Source organism: Streptomyces venezuelae, assembly GCF_008642335.1.
Taxonomy (GTDB): domain Bacteria; phylum Actinomycetota; class Actinomycetes; order Streptomycetales; family Streptomycetaceae; genus Streptomyces; species Streptomyces venezuelae_F.
The window spans coordinates 3750000-3766950 of sequence record NZ_CP029191.1 but is presented as its reverse complement, the minus strand read 5'-3'; the positions used below and the strand labels follow the sequence as shown (position 1 = coordinate 3766950).

Sequence of the window (16951 nt, the reverse complement as noted above, 5' to 3'; positions counted from 1 at the left end):
CGCACCGTTTGGTGCGGGGGTTTTCTGCGTTCCAGGGGATTTACGGTTCTAAGACGGGCTCACCAATTTCGTGTCGTACGCCAGGATTACCGCCTGCACTCTGTCTCTCGTTCCCGTCTTCGCGAGGATGCGGCCCACGTGGGTTTTTACGGTCGACTCCGCGAGATGGAGGCGCGAGGCGATCTCCGCGTTCGTCCAGCCCTGGCCTATGACCGTCAGGATCTCGCGTTCCCGGTGGGTGAGTGACGACAGGCGCGGATCCCCCGCCGGATCGAACGCCGCCCCCGACGTCGTCGGCAAGTGGTCCGCGTACGCGTCGAGGAGCCGGCGGGTCAGGCTCGGGGCCACCACCGCGTCACCCGACGCGACCGCGCGGATTCCGGACAGGAGTTCCTCGGGGAGCGCGTCCTTGATGAGGAAGCCGGACGCTCCGGCGCGGAGTCCCGCGTACGCGTACTCGTCGAGGTCGAACGTCGTGAGGATGAGGACGCGGGTGCGGTCGCCCGACGCGATGATGCGACGCGTGGCCTCGATGCCGTCGAGTCCCGGCATGCGGATGTCCATCAGGACGACGTCCGGGCTGAGTTCGGCCGTCATGCGGACCGCCTCGCTGCCGTTGCCCGCCTCGCCCGCCACCGTCATGTCGTCCTGACTCTCCAGGAGCATGCGGAAACCGAAGCGCTGCATGGGCTGGTCGTCGACGATGAGCACGGTCGTCACGTTGCTGTCTCACTGTCCTTCGGGAGCCTGCGGAAGATGGAGATGGACCCGCCAGCCGCCCGTCGGGCGCGGCAGCGGGCCGGCCTCAAGTGTGCCCTCGTACAAGGCTGTTCGCTCGCGCATTCCGGTCAGGCCGCGGCCGCCTCCGGAGAGCCGCGGACCCGAGAGCCGCGGATCCGCGGGCCGCGGCCCGCCCGCACCCGTGTCCGTCACCTCCACCGTCACCCCGTCCTCCCCATACGTGACGTCGACCGCCGCCGTCGCACCCGGGCCACCGTGCTTGAGGGTGTTCGTGAGGGCTTCCTGCACGACCCGGTACACCGTGAGCTGGCGGCCCGCCGGAACGGTGTCGGGGCTGCCCTGGACGGTGGTCCGTACGGGCAGGCCCGCGGCCCGTACGCCGTCGATGAGCTGGTCCAGGTCGGTCAGGGCCGGCTGCGGGGCGAGTTCGGCGGGGGCGGGGGCGTCGTCGCGCAGGACGTCCAGGAGACGGCGGAGCTCGCCGAGGGCCTGGCGGCTGGTGGTGCCGATCGCCTCCAGGGCCTGGGCCGCACGCTCGGGGGACTTGGCTGCCGCGTACGAACCGCCGTCCGCGAGACCCGTGATGACGGAGAGGTTGTGGCCGATGATGTCGTGCATCTCGCGGGCTATGCGGGTGCGCTCCGCGGCCGCGGCGAGCTGTGCCTGTTGGTCGCGCTCGACCTCCAGCTGCCGGGCGCGCTCCACGAGGGCCTCGGTGTAGTCCTGGCGGGAGCGCACCGCGATGCCGAGCAGGGCGACCACGGCGTACGCCCACAGGTTCGGGATGATCTGCTGGTCCCAGCTGTCCTCGGGATAGCGGACCGCGCCCACGACGAGCGGGACCGTCATCATCAGGCCCGCCCACCCGAGCGTACGCAGCGGCAGCCGCATCGCGATGCTGAAGAGCACGAGCATCTGGATCAGCGCGGCCTGCAGCATGGCGCCGCTCCAGCTGTTGACCAGTGCCGTCGCCACCATGACCGTGAGGACCGCCATCGGGTGCCGGCGGCGCCACAGCACCGGCAGCGAAAGACCCACGCTCATCAGGAAGATCAGCGGGCCGGGGACGTCCGTGTCGGGCGCCACGTTGCGCCAGCCGCCGCTCGCGTCGACGAGCGCGGCCGTCACGAAGAACGTGGTCACCGCGAGATCCCAGACGAGCGGGCGGCGCCTGTCGAAGGCGCGCACCCGCTGCGTGAGTCGCTGGAGGAACTGGGTGAGGGGGTGCGGCTCGCTCACGGCCTTCGGCTCGGTCACGGCCTCATCCTCGTACAGGAAGGATCAGTTGGGACCTCATACGTCGCGTCGCTTGAGCAGCATCGCCGCCGCGCCCATGATGGCCGCCGCCCACAGGACGAGCGTGAGGACGGCGGTGCCCGGCGCGATGGTGTTCTCCACGCGGGCCACCGAGCCGAGGGAGCTCGCGGCCTGGGCGGGAAAGTACTTCATGGCGGTGTCCACGGCGCCGAACGGCAGCATCGTCAGGACCTCGGGCAGGATCAGGACCGTCGCGACGAACGCGCCGATCGCTCCGGGCACCGAGCGGAACAGGGCGCCGAGGCCGAGCGCGATAAGGCTCAGCAGGGTGAGGGAGACGGCGCTGGTCGTGAGGGCGCCGAAGACGCCCGGGTCGGTGAGCGACAGCTTCTTGTCGGTGTCCGCGAGCCAGATCTGGGCGACGAGGAAGGTCAGGATGTTCGTCGCGAGGGACAGGGCGAACGCGACCGCCGCGAAGACGCCTGCCTTGGACCACAGGACGGGCACGCGGCGCGGGACCGCGGCGAGCGAGGAACGGATCATGCCCGTCGAGTACTCGCCCGCGGTGACGAGGATGCCGAGGACGGCGAGGCAGATCTGGGACAGCTGGGTGCCGAAGAGGGTGAAGACGATGGTGTCCACGTCGGCGTCGTCGCCGTCGTACGTCGAACCCATGGTGATGCCGACCGCGAGGACCAGGGCGCTCGCGGTGATCAGGGTGATCCACGTCGAGCGGAGCGTCCACAGCTTGTGCCATTCGGAGCGGATGACGCCCTTGGTGCTGAGGCGGTGGACGGGGGCGGTGCGGGCGGTGGGGGCAGGGGGTGCGGTGAGGGCGGTGGTCATGCCGCGACTCCTTCCGAGCGACGGGTGGCGGGGGCGGCAGGGTTGTTCGTCGCAGCGACGTAGTCGACGGAGTCACGCGTCAGGTCCATGAACGCCTGCTCCAACGACGCCGTGTGCGGGGTCAGTTCGAAGAGCGGGATGCCGTGGGCCGCGGCGGTGCGCCCGATGTGCTCCGCGTCGGTGCCGCGTACGTCGAGGACGCCCGGGGTGTCGCCGGAGATCCGCACGCCGGGTCCCGCGAGCAGTTCGGTCAGGTGGCCCGCCTCGGGGGTCACGACCTTGACCGAGCCGGAGCCCGACTCGCGTACGAAGCGCTCGACGGTGGTGTCGGCGAGGAGCTTGCCGCGGCCGATGATGATCAGGTGTTCGGCGGTCAGCGCCATCTCGCTCATGAGGTGCGAGGAGACGAGGACCGTACGGCCCTCCGCGGCGAGGGACTTGAGGAGGGTGCGGATCCACAGGACGCCCTCGGGGTCGAGGCCGTTGACCGGCTCGTCGAGGATCACCGTGGCCGGGTCGCCGAGCAGGGCGGCCGCGATGCCGAGGCGCTGCCCCATGCCGAGGGAGAAGCCCTTGACGCGCTTGCGCGCGACCTCGTGGATGCCGGCCAGGTCCAGGACCGCGTCGACGCGGCTCCTGGGGATGGAGTGGGTGTGGGCGAGCGCCATGAGGTGGTGGTACGCGGAGCGGCCCGGGTGGACCGAGCGGGCCTCCAGGAGCGCGCCGACCTCGTGGAGGGGCGCGGGGTGGTTCGCGTAGGCGCGGCCGCCGATGGTGGCGCGGCCGCCGGTGGGTGCGTCGAGGCCGATGAGCATCCGCATGGTGGTGGACTTGCCCGCGCCGTTGGGGCCGAGGAAGCCGGTGACGGCGCCGGGGAGCACCTCGAAGCTGAGGTCGTCGACGGCCTTCTTGGCGGACTTGCCGCCGTAGTGCTTGGTCAGTCCGTATGCCCGAATCATGTCTTCGATGGTGGCGTTCGCAGGGGCGCGGATCGTCGGACCGGGGGCGGGACGTGGGGGCCTGGGGGTAGTACCCGGGTACGACGGCGACCCTGAGACGACCCGAGGCGCACCTCGCCGGGTGAACCCGGGAGCGCGGAACTTAGGATCACGGCATGGAACACGAGTACGTCGTACGAACCGTCCGCGCCGACGAGTGGCCGCAGGTCAGGGAGTTGAGGCTGGCCGCGCTGCGGGACCCGGCGGCGCCGGTCGCCTTCCTGGAGACGTACGAGGAGGCCGCGGCGAAGCCGGACTCGTTCTGGCAGGAGCGTGCCGCGGGGGCCGCGAGCGGTTCCGCGGTACGGCAGTTCGTGGCCGAGGACGCGGACGGCGTGTGGGTCGGCTCGGTGACCGTGCTGGTCGAGGAGGCCGGGGCGGACGACGTCTTCGGCGGGGTGATCGAGCAGCGGCAGGCGCACGTGGTGGGGGTCTTCGTGCGGCCCGAGCACCGGGGCAGCGGCGCGACGGAGGCGTTGTTCGATGCCGCTGTCGGGTGGGCGTGGGGTCTGGACGGGCTCGAGCGGGTGCGGCTGTACGTCCATGAGGGCAACCCGCGGGCGCAGGCGTTCTACCGGCGCTTCGGGTTCGTACGCAGCGGAGAGGTCGTACCGGTGCCGGGGGACCCGTCCTCGCGGGAGTTCGAGCTGGTGCTGAAGCGGCCCTGACCGGTCCGCACCCGCGCGGCCTGCGGGCCGCGCTGCCGCATCTGCGCAGGAGACGGGGTCGGTCACGCTCGTCTCCGGCTCCTCCGGCTCCTCCGGCTCCTCCGGCTCCTCCGGCTCCTCCGGTACGACGCTGGACGTCGACGGCGGCAAGCGCTGGCACCGCCTGGTCGGTCCCGCGTCTACGTCACCGGCAGTTCGCTGTCCGGCCAGCGTGACCTGCCCTGTTCCCGCGACCGGAGCAGGGCCAGGGTCGGCAGGCCCCGGTCCGCGCCGGTGGAGAGCAGCTCCGGCAGCTGGGGCAGCGGAGCCACCGCGGCGACGTCGTCCAGGACGAGCGTCATTGGTGGGTCGAGCCGACCGGAGGATGACCGTGCGGCCATGCGCCGGCCGTGCTCGACCACGCTGGAGGCGAGTGCCGTCAACAGGGGCATGGCACCCGGGCCTTGGCGGGACTTGGGATCCTCGATCGCCTCACCCACCACAAAAAGCGTGCCCCCTTCATCGACGAAGGAATCCAGGGAGAGCGCATCAGTTCGGTTCGGGGTGCAGGATTCGCGCACGTGCACGGTGAAGAGCGCGGCCAGCGAACGGGCGGTCAGCTCCTGGGCCATGTCCCGACGTTCCGGATGCGCGGTGAGCGCCGCCTCCAGCTCCCCCGCGGAGCCGGACGCGGCCTTCGGATGCGTACGGAGGATGCGTACCGCCTCCTGCACCTGGTTGCCCTGCGACCAGCGGTGCACGATCTTCATCGGCTTGTCCGCGACCGCGGCGGCGTGCAGAAAGCTGCGCATCAGGAGCTGGGCCGTGTCGGCCACGGCGACGTCCAGCTTCGACGCGGGTCTTGTCGGGGCGAGGAGCGCGGCGGCCCGGGTGTCCGCCGTGGCCTTGTCCGCGCAGCCGCGGGTGGGGGACCAGTGGAGGCGGGCCGGGGTGTCGCACAGGTGGGAGGGGTCGTAGAGCAGGACGGGCCCGAGCTTGGCCCGCGCGTCCTTGGTCTCGGCCCACAGGGTGGGATCGGAGGTCAGGACGAGCGCGGCTCCCTCGGCATCCTGCACGGCCTGCACCGCGAGGGGGCGGCGCGTGGCGGGGCCGCCGAGGACCAGGGGGGAGCGGGGGGTGGGGACGGTGGGGACGGTGGGGGGCACGGCCGCGGGAGGTGTGTCGCTGGCGGGGGCTGCGGCGACGGGGGTGACGTGCTCGACGGGTGTGGTGGCGGGGAAGGGCGTGGGGGAGTGGGTGGGGGAGGGGAAGGGCGGTGCGGGGACACCCGGTACCGCCGGAGGGGGGCCCGGTGTCGGGACGGAGGTCGGTCCCGGTCCCGGTCCCGGACCCAGTCCCGGCACCGACCCCGATCCCGGTCCCGGCACCGATCCCGATCCCGGACCCAGTCCCGATCCCGGTTCCGGCACCGGACCCAGTCCCGGGCCGGGACCCGGCGTCGGTGTCGCTGCCTCACCAGGCGCCGCTGCCTCACCAGCTGCCGAAGCCGTAACGGGACCCATGGACCCGCCGCCCCCAGCACCCTCGGCCGGAGCGGTGGCCGATCCCGTCGGCTCCGCTCCCTCCCGCCGAGCCCTCCGGACAGCACGCCACCGCGTAACCGTCCCCATCACGAAGACCGTCATCACGATCAGCACCATCAGCTGGCCGATGAACAGGCCCCAGAACAGGCCGTACCCCGACAGCTGGTCCGCCGGGGTCTCCGGCCAGGCGCCTGCCACGTCCTTGGGGTTGCCGATCAAGTGGCGTACCGCGGGCGGCGTATGGCCGAACGAGACCTTCTCCGGCCACGCGCCCCGCGCGAACCGCCCCGCGAGGTTCGTGGCCGACCAGACGAGGACCGTGGCCCCGATCAGGAACCCCAGGAACCCCACCAGGAGCCCGTCCGGAATCCCGCCGGAGCCGGAGCCGGAGCCGGGGCCAGGACCGGGGCCGTGACCTGGGCCGGAGCGTCCGTTCCCGCCCCCGCCCCCTCTCCGGGGACCGCCAGGATCCGCCGGACCCCGCCCGTGCGGGGACCGCCCCCGCTCCCACTCATCCCGCATGCTGCTCCATGTACGCCGCCCGCTCCTCCGCCTCCAGCTCCGCCGCGCGCAGCGCGTCGTCGGACGGGGCTTCGTGGGGGAGGTCGGCCGACGACTCGGTCATGGCGCGGTCGGTGAAGACCAGCGGCCGTTCCGTCTCGGTGATCAGGTGCTTCACCACCTGCACGTTGCCGTTCACGTCCCAGACCGCGATACCCGGCGTGAGCGTCGGGATGATCTCCACCGCCCACCTGGGCAGCCCGAGGACCCGCCCTGTCGCCCTCGCCTCGTCCGCCTTCTGGGCGTAGATGGTCCGGGTGGACGCCATCTTCAGGATCGCGGCCGCCTCCTTGGCCGCCGCTCCGTCCACGACGTCGCTCAGGTGGTGGACCACCGCCACGAAGGACAGGCCGAGCCGTCGGCCGAACTTCAACAGGCGCTGGAACAGCTGGGCCACGAAGGGCGAGTTGATGATGTGCCACGCCTCTTCCACCAGGAAGATGCGCTTCTTGCGGTCCGGGCGGATCCAGGTGTGCTCCAGCCACACGCCCACGATCGCCATCAGGATCGGCATGGCGATGGAGTTGCGGTCGATGTGGGAGAGGTCGAAGACGATCAGCGGGGCGTCGAGGTCGATGCCGACCGTCGTCGGCCCGTCGAACATGCCCCGCAGGTCGCCGTCGACGAGGCGGTCGAGGACGAGCGCCACGTCCAGGCCCCACGCCCGTACGTCGTCTATGGCGACGTTCATCGCCTCGGCCGACTCCGGCTCGGGGTGGCGCAGTTGCTCCACGATGTCCGTCAGGACCGGCTGGCGCTCGACGATCGTCTCGTTGACGTACGCGTGGGCGACCTTCAGTGCGAAGCCCGACCGCTCGTCGAGTCCGTGCCCCATCGCGACCTCGATGATCGTCCGCAGGAGCGCGAGCTGTCCGGTCGTCGTGATCGCCGGGTCCAGCGGGTTCAGCCGGATCCCCATGTCCAGGGCGGCCGTCGGGTCGAGGCGGATGGGAGTTATGCCCAGCTCCTGGGCGATGAGGTTCCACTCGCCGACGCCGTCCTCGCCCTGCGCGTCCAGGACGACGACCTGCCGGTCCTTGAAGCGCAGCTGCCGCAGCACGTACGTCTTCTCCAGCGCCGACTTGCCGTTGCCCGACTCGCCGAGCACCAGCCAGTGCGGTGCGGGCAGCTGCTGCCCGTACAGCTGGAAGGGGTCGTAGATGTACCCCTTGCCGGAGTACACCTCACGCCCGATGATCACGCCCGAGTCGCCGAGGCCCGGCGCGGCCGTCGGGAGGTAGACCGCCTGGGCCTGCCCCGTGGACGTACGCACCGGAAGCCTGGTCGTCTCGACCTTCCCGAACAGGAAGGCGGTGAAGGCGTCCGTGAGGACGGTCAGCGGATCCCGCATCGCAACAGCCTGCCTCTACGTCGATACCGTCTAGCGCTCGCGCGCTCTAGCGTCGGATGCCGGTCGCGAACGGCAGCGTGTTGACGAAGGCCCTGTGGTGCTCGCGGTCGCACCACTCCAGCTTCAGATACGACTTGCCGGCGGAGGCGCGAATCGTGCGCTTGTCGCGCGCGAGCGCCTCCGGGGAACGGGAAGAGACCGTGATGTACCCGACGAGGTTCACGCCCGCCGCGCCGCTCGCCAGGTCCTCGCCGCGCTGGTCCAGGCGGGAGTGCGAGGCGATGTCGCGGGGGTCGACCGTACGGTTCATCTTGGCCTGGCGGCTCGCCTCCGCCTCGTCGTTCGTCTTCTCGGTGAGCATCCGCTCGATGGCGACCTCGGTGGGTTCGAGGTCCATCGTCACGGCCACCGTCCTGATGACGTCCGGGGTGTGGACGAGCAGCGGGGCGAGGAAGTTGACGCCGACGGGCGTCATCGGCCACTCCTTCACCCAGGCCGTCGCGTGGCACCACGGGGCGCGGGTGGAGGACTCGCGGGTCTTCGCCTGGAGGTAGGTGGGCTCCATGGCGTCGAGCTCGGCGGGCCAGGCGTTGCGCTTCGTCATCGCCTGGATGTGGTCGATGGGGTGGTCCGGGTCGTACATGGAGTGCACCAGCGAGGAGAGCCGCCCCTGACCGAGCGGCTGCCGCACCCGGATGTCGGCTTCCTGGAGGCGCGAGCAGATGTCGGTGAGCTCGCGCGCCATGACGACGGCGAGCCCGGCGTCCTTGTCGAGCTTCCTGCCGCCGGCCGGGCGGGCCGCGCGGGCCATCGCCTGGGCCTCGGCGGCGAGGTCCCGGGAGTAGTGCATGCAGGCGACGAGGTAGGCGCGGTGCTGCTCGCTGCTGGTGGACACCATGGACTGCAGCTGGTCGTACGACTGCTGGAGCCAGGGCAGCGCCCGGTCGTCGCCGCGCACGCTGACGTCCTTGGCGTGGGCGTCCGGGTCGGCGGGCAGCGTACGCGCGAGCATCTGCAGCCGGGTGACGAACCCGTCCCCGTTGGCGACGTGCTTGAGGAGCGTCCCGAACCGGTCGACGAGGGCTTCCTGGTCCTCGCTGTCGCGCAGGCCGACGCCAGGGCCCTCGATCTCGATGGCGGCGGTGACGGTCCGCCGGTCGGCGTGCAGCAGCACGGCGATCTCGTCCGGGCCGAAGGGCGCGGCCAGCCAGCTGATACGGCCGATGCCGGGCGGCGGCCCGACCTCGACCTCCCGCCCGTCGAGCCGGACGCCCGCCTCGGGGGCAGCGGACCGATAGGCGGTACCGCGCTTCAGCGACCGCTTGTAACTCCGATTGATTTCGAACCACTTGTAGAACGTCCGGCCCTTGTACGGGACGTACACCGCCGCGATGGCGAGCATCGGGAGGCCGGAGAGCAGCACGATGCGGAGGGCGAGGACGGGGACCAGGAGCCCGCACATCATGCCGAGGAAGGCGCCCACGATGATCAGGGCGATCTCCCCGGTCTCGCGGTTCTTTCCGACGATCGCGTTCGGCCGGGCGCGGCCGATCAGATATGTGCGGCGGGGCGCGACCGGCTGGGACAGGTGGGACTGGGTCGTCAACGCCCTTCACCTCCCGTGCGGTTGGTACTGCTGTTGCGTGAACCGCCGCGGTGGCCCGCGTGCGGGGTGTCCGTCGCGCTGCTGCGCGGCGGGGGTGCGGCGGAGGGGACAGATCCGCCGCCGTTGGAGGAGCCGCCGCCGGTGGATCCGCGGCTGCTGTGGGCGGCGACGCCGCCGCTGGCGGGATTGGCGGGCCGGGCCTGGCTGCTCCCGCCGCCCTGGTTGCCCCCGCCGCCGTTCCCGTTCCCGCGGGCACTGTGGGTCTTGATGCCCTGCGAGACGAGGGAGGCGGGGGAGCTGATCACGGCGGCGGCCTTGTTCTCGGCGCCGCGCATGATCCGGTTGTTGCGGGAGTTGGCGATCTCGTCCCCGAAGCCGGGGACGAACCGGTAGATCATGGCGCTCGCGAAGATGGCGAGCAGGATGATCGACAGCCCGGAGACGACCGCGGAGAACGAGTCGGGCCCGTCGTCGGCGGAGAGCGCGCCGGCGAGACCGAGCACGATGACGATGATCGGTTTCACGAGGATGACGGCGATCATGATGCCCGCCCAGCGGCGGACGTGCGTCCACAGGTTCTTGTCGACGAGGCCCGCGTACACGACGGTGCCGAGGAGCGCTCCTACGTAGAGGAGTGCGGCCCTGATCACGAGCTCCAGCCAGAGGACGCCGGCGGCGAGGATCGACACGAGCGAGACGACGATCAGCATGATCGGTCCCCCTCCGATGTCCTCGCCCTTCTTCAGCGCGCCGGAGAACGTCCCGAAGAACGTGTCCGTCTGACCGCCCGTCGCTTTCGCGATGACGTCGGTGACGCCGTCCGTCGCGGAGACGACGGTGTAGAGGATCAGGGGGGTGAAGGCGGAGGCGAGGACGGTGAGCCAGAGGAAGCCGATGGCTTCGGACAGGGCGGTGGTGAGCGGCACGCCGCGTACTGCCCTCTTCGCCACGGCGAGGAGCCACAGCAGGAGCGTCAGCACGGTGGATGCCGCGAAGACGACGGCGTACTGCTGCAGGAACTCGGGGTTCGTGAAGTCGACGTTCGCCGTCTCCTTCACGGCGTCCGAGAGCTTCTCGACGGTCCAGGAGGCGGCGTCGGCACAGCCCTTGGCCAGGGAGCTCAGGGGGTCGAGGGAGTCGCCGAGGGGGGACTCGGTGGGGTATTCGCCTCCGCCGCTTCCGCCGCCTTCCTGGCCTTTCTCGCAGTACTTTTTGGCGGGGCCGCGGATGAGATCACAGGCGTCGTCGGACGGCTGTGGGTCCGGCGCCGCGAAGGCGCGCGTGGCGAGCAGCACGGTCGCGGTCTGCACGGTGGTGACGGCAGCGGCGAGCGTGAGCGTGCGGCGGCGACGGGTGCTACCGGGCATAGGTGAACCCCCCGTAACCTTCGACGGCCTTTGCGATCTCATCAGAGTTGGACGCCCGGTCGTCCCCTGGGACAGGGGCGGGACCTGCCTTCTCGGAGTGCGTCACAGCTCTCCAATCACCATGAACCCATACCAATTCCATGGTCATCGTGGACCAGGTGTTGGTCACCGGTTTGGTGGACTTCTCCCCGGCAAGGCCCAGCAGACCGCTGCACCAGACCTCAACGGTCGCCTTGCCCTCCGAGAAGGCGGTGGCCTTGGTTCCGATCGGGGTCGTGCGGGAGATGAACTGGTACCCGCTCGGTGTCGAGCCGTCCTCGTTCAGGCCCACGTTCTTGAAGAACGGGGCCGTGTAGGCCTTGTCCAGCTCGGTCTGGAACTTGGCCACGCTGGACGGAGCCATGACGGTGTTCAGGATGGCGTTGCGCTTGTTCTTGTCGAACATCTCCGCCGAGCCCAGGGGTACGGCGAAGTTCGCCGCCGCGCTCTCGGCGCCCTGCTTGGTCTTGGCGAAACCGGAGGCGATTCCACCGGTCTTGCCACCCACCGGCTTCGTCCCGGTCGCGGCCGTCGGCGACGACGCGGCCTTGTCCCCGTCATCCCCTCCGGAGGACGAATCGTCGCCCCCCCGATTGGCGAAAGCGATCGCGGCGATCAGGAGGACCACGACGCCCACGACGGTGACCAGGCTGCGGGAGGACGCGCGGCCGCCGCCACGCGCGGATCTGCGCACGCCGCCGTAGACGTCGTCGCCCCCGCCCTCCCCCTCGGGAAGCCGCGTCCGGGTCTCGCCCGAGCCGCCGAAGAGGCCGTCGTTCCGGTCGTCGGGACTCATGCCGCGCACGCCCCCTCAACCTCTCGCTGGACCGTCTCGTAGGACACGTATGACGGTAGCCCTGCTGGTTCCCGCGCGGGCGCGGTGTGGTGACCTGACATCAGGGAGTTGCAACCTCAGCCGGTGGGCACGACGGACGGGTGGGGGACAGGGTCGGGGGACAAGGGTGGGGGACGTGGGAGAGGGGACGGCTGGAGGCTGCGCGGGGGACCGCTAGACCGCCATGCCGTAGACGATCGTGAACAGTGTGCCCAGGGACCCGATGATGAAGACCCCGGTCAGGCCCGCGATGATCAGACCCTTGCCCTGCTCCGCACTGAACGTGTCACGCAGCGCCGTCGCGCCGATGCGCTGCTTCGCCGCGCCCCAGATCGCAATGCCGAGACAGAGGAGGATGGCGATCGCCATCACGACCTCGATCATCACGCGCGCCTCGTTGCCCAGGCTCCCGAAGGGACCCCAGTCGGGGGCGATCCCGCCGATGATGGTGGTGATGTCGCCCTTTTCGGCTGCCATAAGCATGTGTAACTCACCGCCCCTAGTGGGTTGTTCTGTCACCTCTGCCCACTCGGTGCAGAGGACAGCTCATTGTCGCCGACAATCGGGCCCGCGCATGTCGCCTTGGCGCCATTCGTTGGCTGAGTTCGTACGTTTCCTCGTACGCGAGGGCCGGTGACTCTGTGTATCACGCGGTACGACGCCGGGCAATGACGGCCCGGCGTGCCTCTGACCAGGTGTTAAGTCAGCCCGAGCCCGGCGGTGCCGCGGGTCACGAAGGAGCAGTCGGTGTATCGGTACGCGGCGCTGAGCTTCGCGCCGTCGGCTCGATTGCGTACGCCCGCACGCTTGTAGAGGAAGTGGTACGCGCCGGCGGGCAGCCGGAGCGTGGTCCTCGGATACTTCGTGACGCCTGTCCTGCAGGCGGCGTCGCCACGGGTCCGGGTGGCGTAAATACGGCATGACGAGCAGTCCTCCAGCTTGACGGTGCCAGTGGTGGGGCCTGTGTAGAGGATCTCCAGCGGGCCGGGGCCCAGGTTGGCGACGGTCAACTCGACCGGGCCGCCCCCTCGCCCCGAGCTGTGGGCCGGGGGCAGGTGGCGGCCAGCGGCGGGGCGTTCCGCCGCGATCTCCGCCGCGACGGCGATGTCCTCGGCACGGTCGCGCTTCCCGCTGCGCGGGTACTCCCTGACGAAGCCCGTAAGGGTCTCGGCGGCCTTCGTGAAGGCGCCGTCCTCGAACTCGTCGACCCCGCAGGCGTAGACGCCGCGTTCCACGGCGCGGGCGGTGGTCGCGTGCAAAGTGCGGGTGTCGCCGGGGAGCGCGGAGGTGGTCCGGCCGAGCGCGCGCAGTTCGTCGACGCCTGTGCACGGGTCGGAGCCCTTGAGCGCGTCCGATCGGGTGTCGATGGCGGCGCGCAGCGCGGGCCCCACCTTCGCGGCCTGGGCCGACTCGGGGAAGGCGCGGATGAGTTCGCTCAGCGGTGCGTCGGCGCCGGGCCGGCCGAGGGCGGCGGTCCCGCATTCGTACAGGGAGGTCGCGAGGCGGTCGTCGGGCCAGGAGGCGAGGGCGCCGAGGCGCTTCCTCGCGGGGGCGGCGAACGTGCCGGGGACGGTGCGCAGGTGTTTGAGCGGGGTGACGGCGTCGCAGTAGCGCCCGGCGGCGTACGGGGCGGCGACGGATGTGTAGTACGCGGTGAGGCTGTCGGGCAGCCGGTCCGCGGCCCGCGACCCCGGGTGGTCATCGGCGAGGTCGCGGTGGACGCGGAGCGCCTTCTCGTACCGGGGGCGGGTCGCTCCGTCGAACGTCCGCCCGTCGAGGGCCTCGACGAGCCGGTCCGCCTCGTCGATGCGGTCGATGAGCATCCGCTCGACGGCTTCGTCGCGCGCGTCCTCGTACGCGAAGGACGCGCCCGCGGGCACGGCGAGGAGCACGACTCCGAGTCCGATGGCGATGGGCGCCCGCAGCGGGTGGGGGCGCGGGTCGTGGGTGGCCAGGTACGCGCCGTGGGCGGCGGTGAGGAGCAGCAGCACGGCGTATCCGACGAGTACGACGCCGGGGACGCCGTCGACGTCGGCGGGCAGTGCGACGAGGAGCAGGGCGGCGGTGGCGGCGCAGGAGAGGAGGGCGAGGAGGCGCCGGTTGAGGAGGAGGTAGCCGAGGCCGAGGCCGGAGAGGTTGAGGAGGGCGGCGGCGAGGGCGTAGCGCCTGTGCGGGGGTGCGGGTGGTGCCGGGGGCGTGGCCCCCCACGGTGGGGCCGGTGGCACGGGTGGCAGGGGCGGGGTGGTCGGCACGGGTGGGGTCGGCGGCATGGGTGGGACGGGTGGCACCGGCAGGGCGAACTCATCGGGGCGGTGGTCCTCCGGAGGGTCGCGGTGGCCCTCCGGGCGGTCCCGGTCCGGTGCGTTCATCGGCGGCTCCCTGGCCGTGACGCTGCGCCGCGGGCCGACGGCCGACGGCCGCCGGAGCGCGCATGGGCCGCTTGGTACCCAATTCACCCACCATCGGGCTTGATTGAGGCGGCGTCAATCGGCGGAGGGGGCGCGGAGCACAACGGCGACAACCCCTGTGACCAGGTGGTTTCACCTGGCCACAGGGGTCACGCACGTACGTCGGGGCGTACGTACGCGGCCTCCGGCCGCCCTGGGCCGTGTCTCAGCCCGCGGGGGAGTCGCTGACCGTGCCGACCGGACTGATCGACAGCTTCGGGCCACCGGAGGGGGCATCGGGGTTGTCCGCGGGGAGGGAGCCCGCGGGCCAGGCGATGGTGACGGTCTTCGTCTCGTTCGGCGGCGTCACGAGGATCTTGGAGACGCGGACACCGGAGCCACCGCTGTTGTTGATGGGGAACGTGATGTTGAAGGCGGCGGACTCGCCGTCCTTGAGGACACCCGGGTGCGCCTTCTCGCCGTTGCGGTCCACGGAGAGGGTGTCGCCGGTGGCGGTCTTGAGGTCGACGCCGGCGTAACCGTTGATGGTGCAGTCGCGGCCGCCGCCGTTCTTGAACTGGACGGTGACGATCCCCTCGGTCTTGTCGGTGCTGTTGTCGACGGCGGAGACCTCCAGCTCGTCGCTGCGGCAGATGCCGGACTTGCCGTTCGTGTTCGAGCCGGTGCCGGCGCCGGTGCCCTGGCCGCTGTCGTTGCCGCCGCTCTTGCCCTCGCCGCCGCCACCGCTCTCGTTGCCGCCGGTGTTGCCGGAGGTGCCGCCTCCGGTTCCCTGGTCGGACCCGCCGCCCGAGCCGCCGCTGCCGCCCGCCGTGGCGCCGGCGGCGGAGTCGGGGGACCCCGCACCCGTGGTGCCGGTGTCGTCTCCGTTGCAGGCGGTCAGGCCGAGCGTGCTGATCAGCGCGAGACCGGCGAGGAGGGTCTGGGTGGCATGCGTGTGCTTCATGAGGGGTCCCCGTGAGGTGGTGTGGATCCAGCTTGCTGGGCTGGGCGGGGCCGGGGTGTTCGGCCTGCTCCACAGCGAAGCGGGTGCCTCCGGGGCGGGGCAAGGAGTACCGGACGATCAGGAACGCTGGAACGCTGACGTGGGCTCTGACCTGCGTAAACGTCCATTCCCTGGAACGGTGCGGTGGGACGCGGCGGGCGCGGAGGTCAGCGTTCGCCCGCGGGAACGCCGTACCAGCGCCATGTGGTGCGGCGGGGCCGGCCGGGGAGGGTGCCGCGTCCGGTGGCCCAGAGGAGGACGTCCCACGGATCGTCCGGTCGGGCGTCCGCCGTCACGTCTGCTGTCACGTCCGCCGTCACATCCGCCGTCACGTCCGGGAAGAGGCGGTCGAGGACGCGGGCGCAGAGGTCGGCGGGCGGTGCCCAGAGGTGACCGATGCCGAGGCCGCCCGCGATGTCGTACGTGTGGACCAGCGTCTCCACGATCCCCATCGCGGCGAAGCCCTCCGGATCGGAGACGCCGTACCCGTGGTGGGCGCGGACCGTCGCGGGCGTGGTCGCGACCATGGCGGTCAGGAGGGCGCCGCACGACTCCAGGACCTGCAACAGCCCCGCGACGCCGGCCTCTCGGTCGGCGAAGGTGACGTTGGAGGGGCCGCCGTCCCGCCGCCGGTACCAGAGGAAGGGCACCTCACGGTCCAGCGGCGGCCGCTCGGGCCCGAGCTGCGCGGCGTACGCGAAGAGGTCGTCCGCGAGGTGCTCGACGGTCTCCCAGCAGTCCCATTCGAGCCCGCCGGCCTTGCCGCTCCAGTCGGCGTCATCGGGGGCCTCCCGAAGGACAGCCACGGCAAGACGTACGGCGGTGGTGACGTCTTCGGCGGTGACGGGGGCGGACTCGATGGCGGCGGGGTCTCCGGTGTCTGGCATGGCGGGACGGTAGCAGCGGGGGTGTGGGACGTGACCAGCGATTTTCGTCGGGCCCGGCCCCCCGAGCCCGTGGGCACCCGTAGCCCCCGTAGCCCCCGTAGCCCGCGGACCTCCGAAGCCCGTGGCCTCCCCGTAACCCGTGGCCCCTCTCAGTTCTGCTCCGCCCGTTCCGACTGCCGCGGTCCCGCCGTCGCCGAGGCCAGGGCGCCGACCACCCAGAGCAGTACCGCGGTGATCATCGCCGGGGTGTGGGTCGAGGGGTGGAGCGACCAGGCCCAGGGTTCGGGGGTGTTGTCGCTGCCCACTCCCAGGAGCAGCGTGGGGCCGAACATGGCCAGCGGGAGCAGCCAGGCCAGGCCGCTGCCGAAGAGGCGGGCGCTGAGCATGGCGAGGCCGAGGTAGCCGATGACGTTGCGGGCCGCCGAGACGAAGACCTCGTTCGTGGCACCCGCGACGAGGGGCAGCGCGGTCAGGCCCAGGGCCAGCGCCAGCAGTACGACCAGGTACAGGGTTCTGTGGCGGGTCATCGGCTGGGCCGACGTCTGCTCCAGGTCCGCCATCGGGGAGAAGAGCGTCGTGGCCAGGATGACCGCGTGGGCCAGCGGGACGATCTCGGCGACGGGGACGCTGAAGTCGACCAGGTATCGGAATTCCGGCACCGCCACGCTCCGGCCCGCGAACGCGGTCGCCGCCAGGGCCACGAGCAGGGCGACGACTGCCGCGCGGGGGAGGCCTCGGCAGCGTACGAAGGAGAGAACCGGGGTCAGTCGGGGGTCGTGGAACAGGCCCTCGCGGGCGGGTTCCTCGGGCTGGGCCGACGGGCTCGGGCGGGTCGGCTCGGGGTTCGTAGGCGGCATCGCGGCGCGTCGATTCGCTCGGGGG

15 protein-coding genes are annotated in these 16951 nt (G+C 71.4%); 1 reads left to right on the top strand and 14 read right to left on the bottom strand.

Annotation, left to right across the window (positions count from 1 at the left end; all coding sequences use genetic code 11):
- Nucleotides 1-48: 48 nt before the first annotated feature.
- From DEJ49_RS16870 to DEJ49_RS16855, 4 genes are read right to left on the bottom strand one after another with little or no spacing between them, the layout of a single operon-like run.
- On the bottom strand, nt 49-720 hold the full coding sequence (locus DEJ49_RS16870) for a response regulator (RefSeq protein WP_150184891.1): 672 nt from the start codon (nt 718-720) through the stop codon (nt 49-51).
- Between the two features lie 9 nt (nt 721-729).
- Nucleotides 730-1998: a sensor histidine kinase gene (locus tag DEJ49_RS16865; RefSeq protein ID WP_223832866.1), complete on the bottom strand. Its 1269-nt coding sequence runs from the start codon at nt 1996-1998 to the stop codon at nt 730-732.
- Nucleotides 1999-2034: 36 nt separating this feature from the next.
- Nucleotides 2035-2844, bottom strand: coding sequence for an ABC transporter permease (locus DEJ49_RS16860; protein WP_150184889.1), 810 nt, complete (start codon nt 2842-2844; stop codon nt 2035-2037).
- Nucleotides 2841-3803 (bottom strand): ATP-binding cassette domain-containing protein, encoded by a 963-nt coding sequence (locus tag DEJ49_RS16855; RefSeq protein WP_150184888.1) that lies wholly within the window; start codon nt 3801-3803, stop codon nt 2841-2843. The genes DEJ49_RS16860 and DEJ49_RS16855 overlap by 4 nt, the downstream gene beginning before the upstream one ends.
- 155 nt (nt 3804-3958) lie before the next feature.
- On the opposite strand from DEJ49_RS16855, the gene DEJ49_RS16850 reads away from it, so the two are divergent.
- The gene (locus DEJ49_RS16850; protein ID WP_150184887.1) at nt 3959-4510 is read left to right on the top strand and encodes a GNAT family N-acetyltransferase; all 552 of its coding nucleotides are present in this window, start codon (nt 3959-3961) and stop codon (nt 4508-4510) included.
- Between the two features lie 179 nt (nt 4511-4689).
- On the opposite strand, the gene DEJ49_RS16845 is transcribed toward DEJ49_RS16850, so the two are convergent.
- The 10 genes from DEJ49_RS16845 to DEJ49_RS16800 form a co-directional block, all read right to left on the bottom strand.
- The gene (locus tag DEJ49_RS16845; protein ID WP_411757168.1) at nt 4690-6384 is read right to left on the bottom strand and encodes a type IV secretory system conjugative DNA transfer family protein; all 1695 of its coding nucleotides are present in this window, start codon (nt 6382-6384) and stop codon (nt 4690-4692) included.
- A 160-nt stretch (nt 6385-6544) separates the two neighbouring features.
- The gene (locus DEJ49_RS16840) at nt 6545-7945 is read right to left on the bottom strand and encodes an ATP-binding protein (protein ID WP_150184886.1); all 1401 of its coding nucleotides are present in this window, start codon (nt 7943-7945) and stop codon (nt 6545-6547) included.
- Between the two features lie 46 nt (nt 7946-7991).
- Complete coding sequence (locus DEJ49_RS16835; protein ID WP_150184885.1) at nt 7992-9551, bottom strand: SCO6880 family protein; 1560 nt, start codon at nt 9549-9551, stop codon at nt 7992-7994.
- The gene (locus tag DEJ49_RS16830; RefSeq protein WP_150184884.1) at nt 9548-10918 is read right to left on the bottom strand and encodes a hypothetical protein; all 1371 of its coding nucleotides are present in this window, start codon (nt 10916-10918) and stop codon (nt 9548-9550) included. The genes DEJ49_RS16835 and DEJ49_RS16830 overlap by 4 nt, the downstream gene beginning before the upstream one ends.
- Complete coding sequence (locus DEJ49_RS16825) at nt 10908-11753, bottom strand: hypothetical protein (RefSeq protein WP_150184883.1); 846 nt, start codon at nt 11751-11753, stop codon at nt 10908-10910. Before DEJ49_RS16825 ends, DEJ49_RS16830 begins: the two co-directional genes overlap by 11 nt.
- Before the next feature lie 213 nt (nt 11754-11966).
- The gene (locus DEJ49_RS16820; RefSeq protein ID WP_055570172.1) at nt 11967-12275 is read right to left on the bottom strand and encodes a hypothetical protein; all 309 of its coding nucleotides are present in this window, start codon (nt 12273-12275) and stop codon (nt 11967-11969) included.
- A 215-nt stretch (nt 12276-12490) separates the two neighbouring features.
- Nucleotides 12491-14161, bottom strand: a complete 1671-nt coding sequence (locus DEJ49_RS16815) for a hypothetical protein (RefSeq protein WP_150184882.1) — start codon at nt 14159-14161, stop codon at nt 12491-12493.
- Nucleotides 14162-14405: 244 nt separating this feature from the next.
- Nucleotides 14406-15143 (bottom strand): DUF4232 domain-containing protein, encoded by a 738-nt coding sequence (locus DEJ49_RS16810; RefSeq protein WP_150184881.1) that lies wholly within the window; start codon nt 15141-15143, stop codon nt 14406-14408.
- Nucleotides 15144-15349: 206 nt separating this feature from the next.
- The gene (locus tag DEJ49_RS16805; protein ID WP_150184880.1) at nt 15350-16069 is read right to left on the bottom strand and encodes a maleylpyruvate isomerase N-terminal domain-containing protein; all 720 of its coding nucleotides are present in this window, start codon (nt 16067-16069) and stop codon (nt 15350-15352) included.
- 149 nt (nt 16070-16218) lie between these two features.
- Entirely contained in the window at nt 16219-16926 is a 708-nt protein-coding gene (locus DEJ49_RS16800) for a hypothetical protein (protein ID WP_150184879.1), read from the bottom strand.
- Nucleotides 16927-16951: the final 25 nt, after the last annotated feature.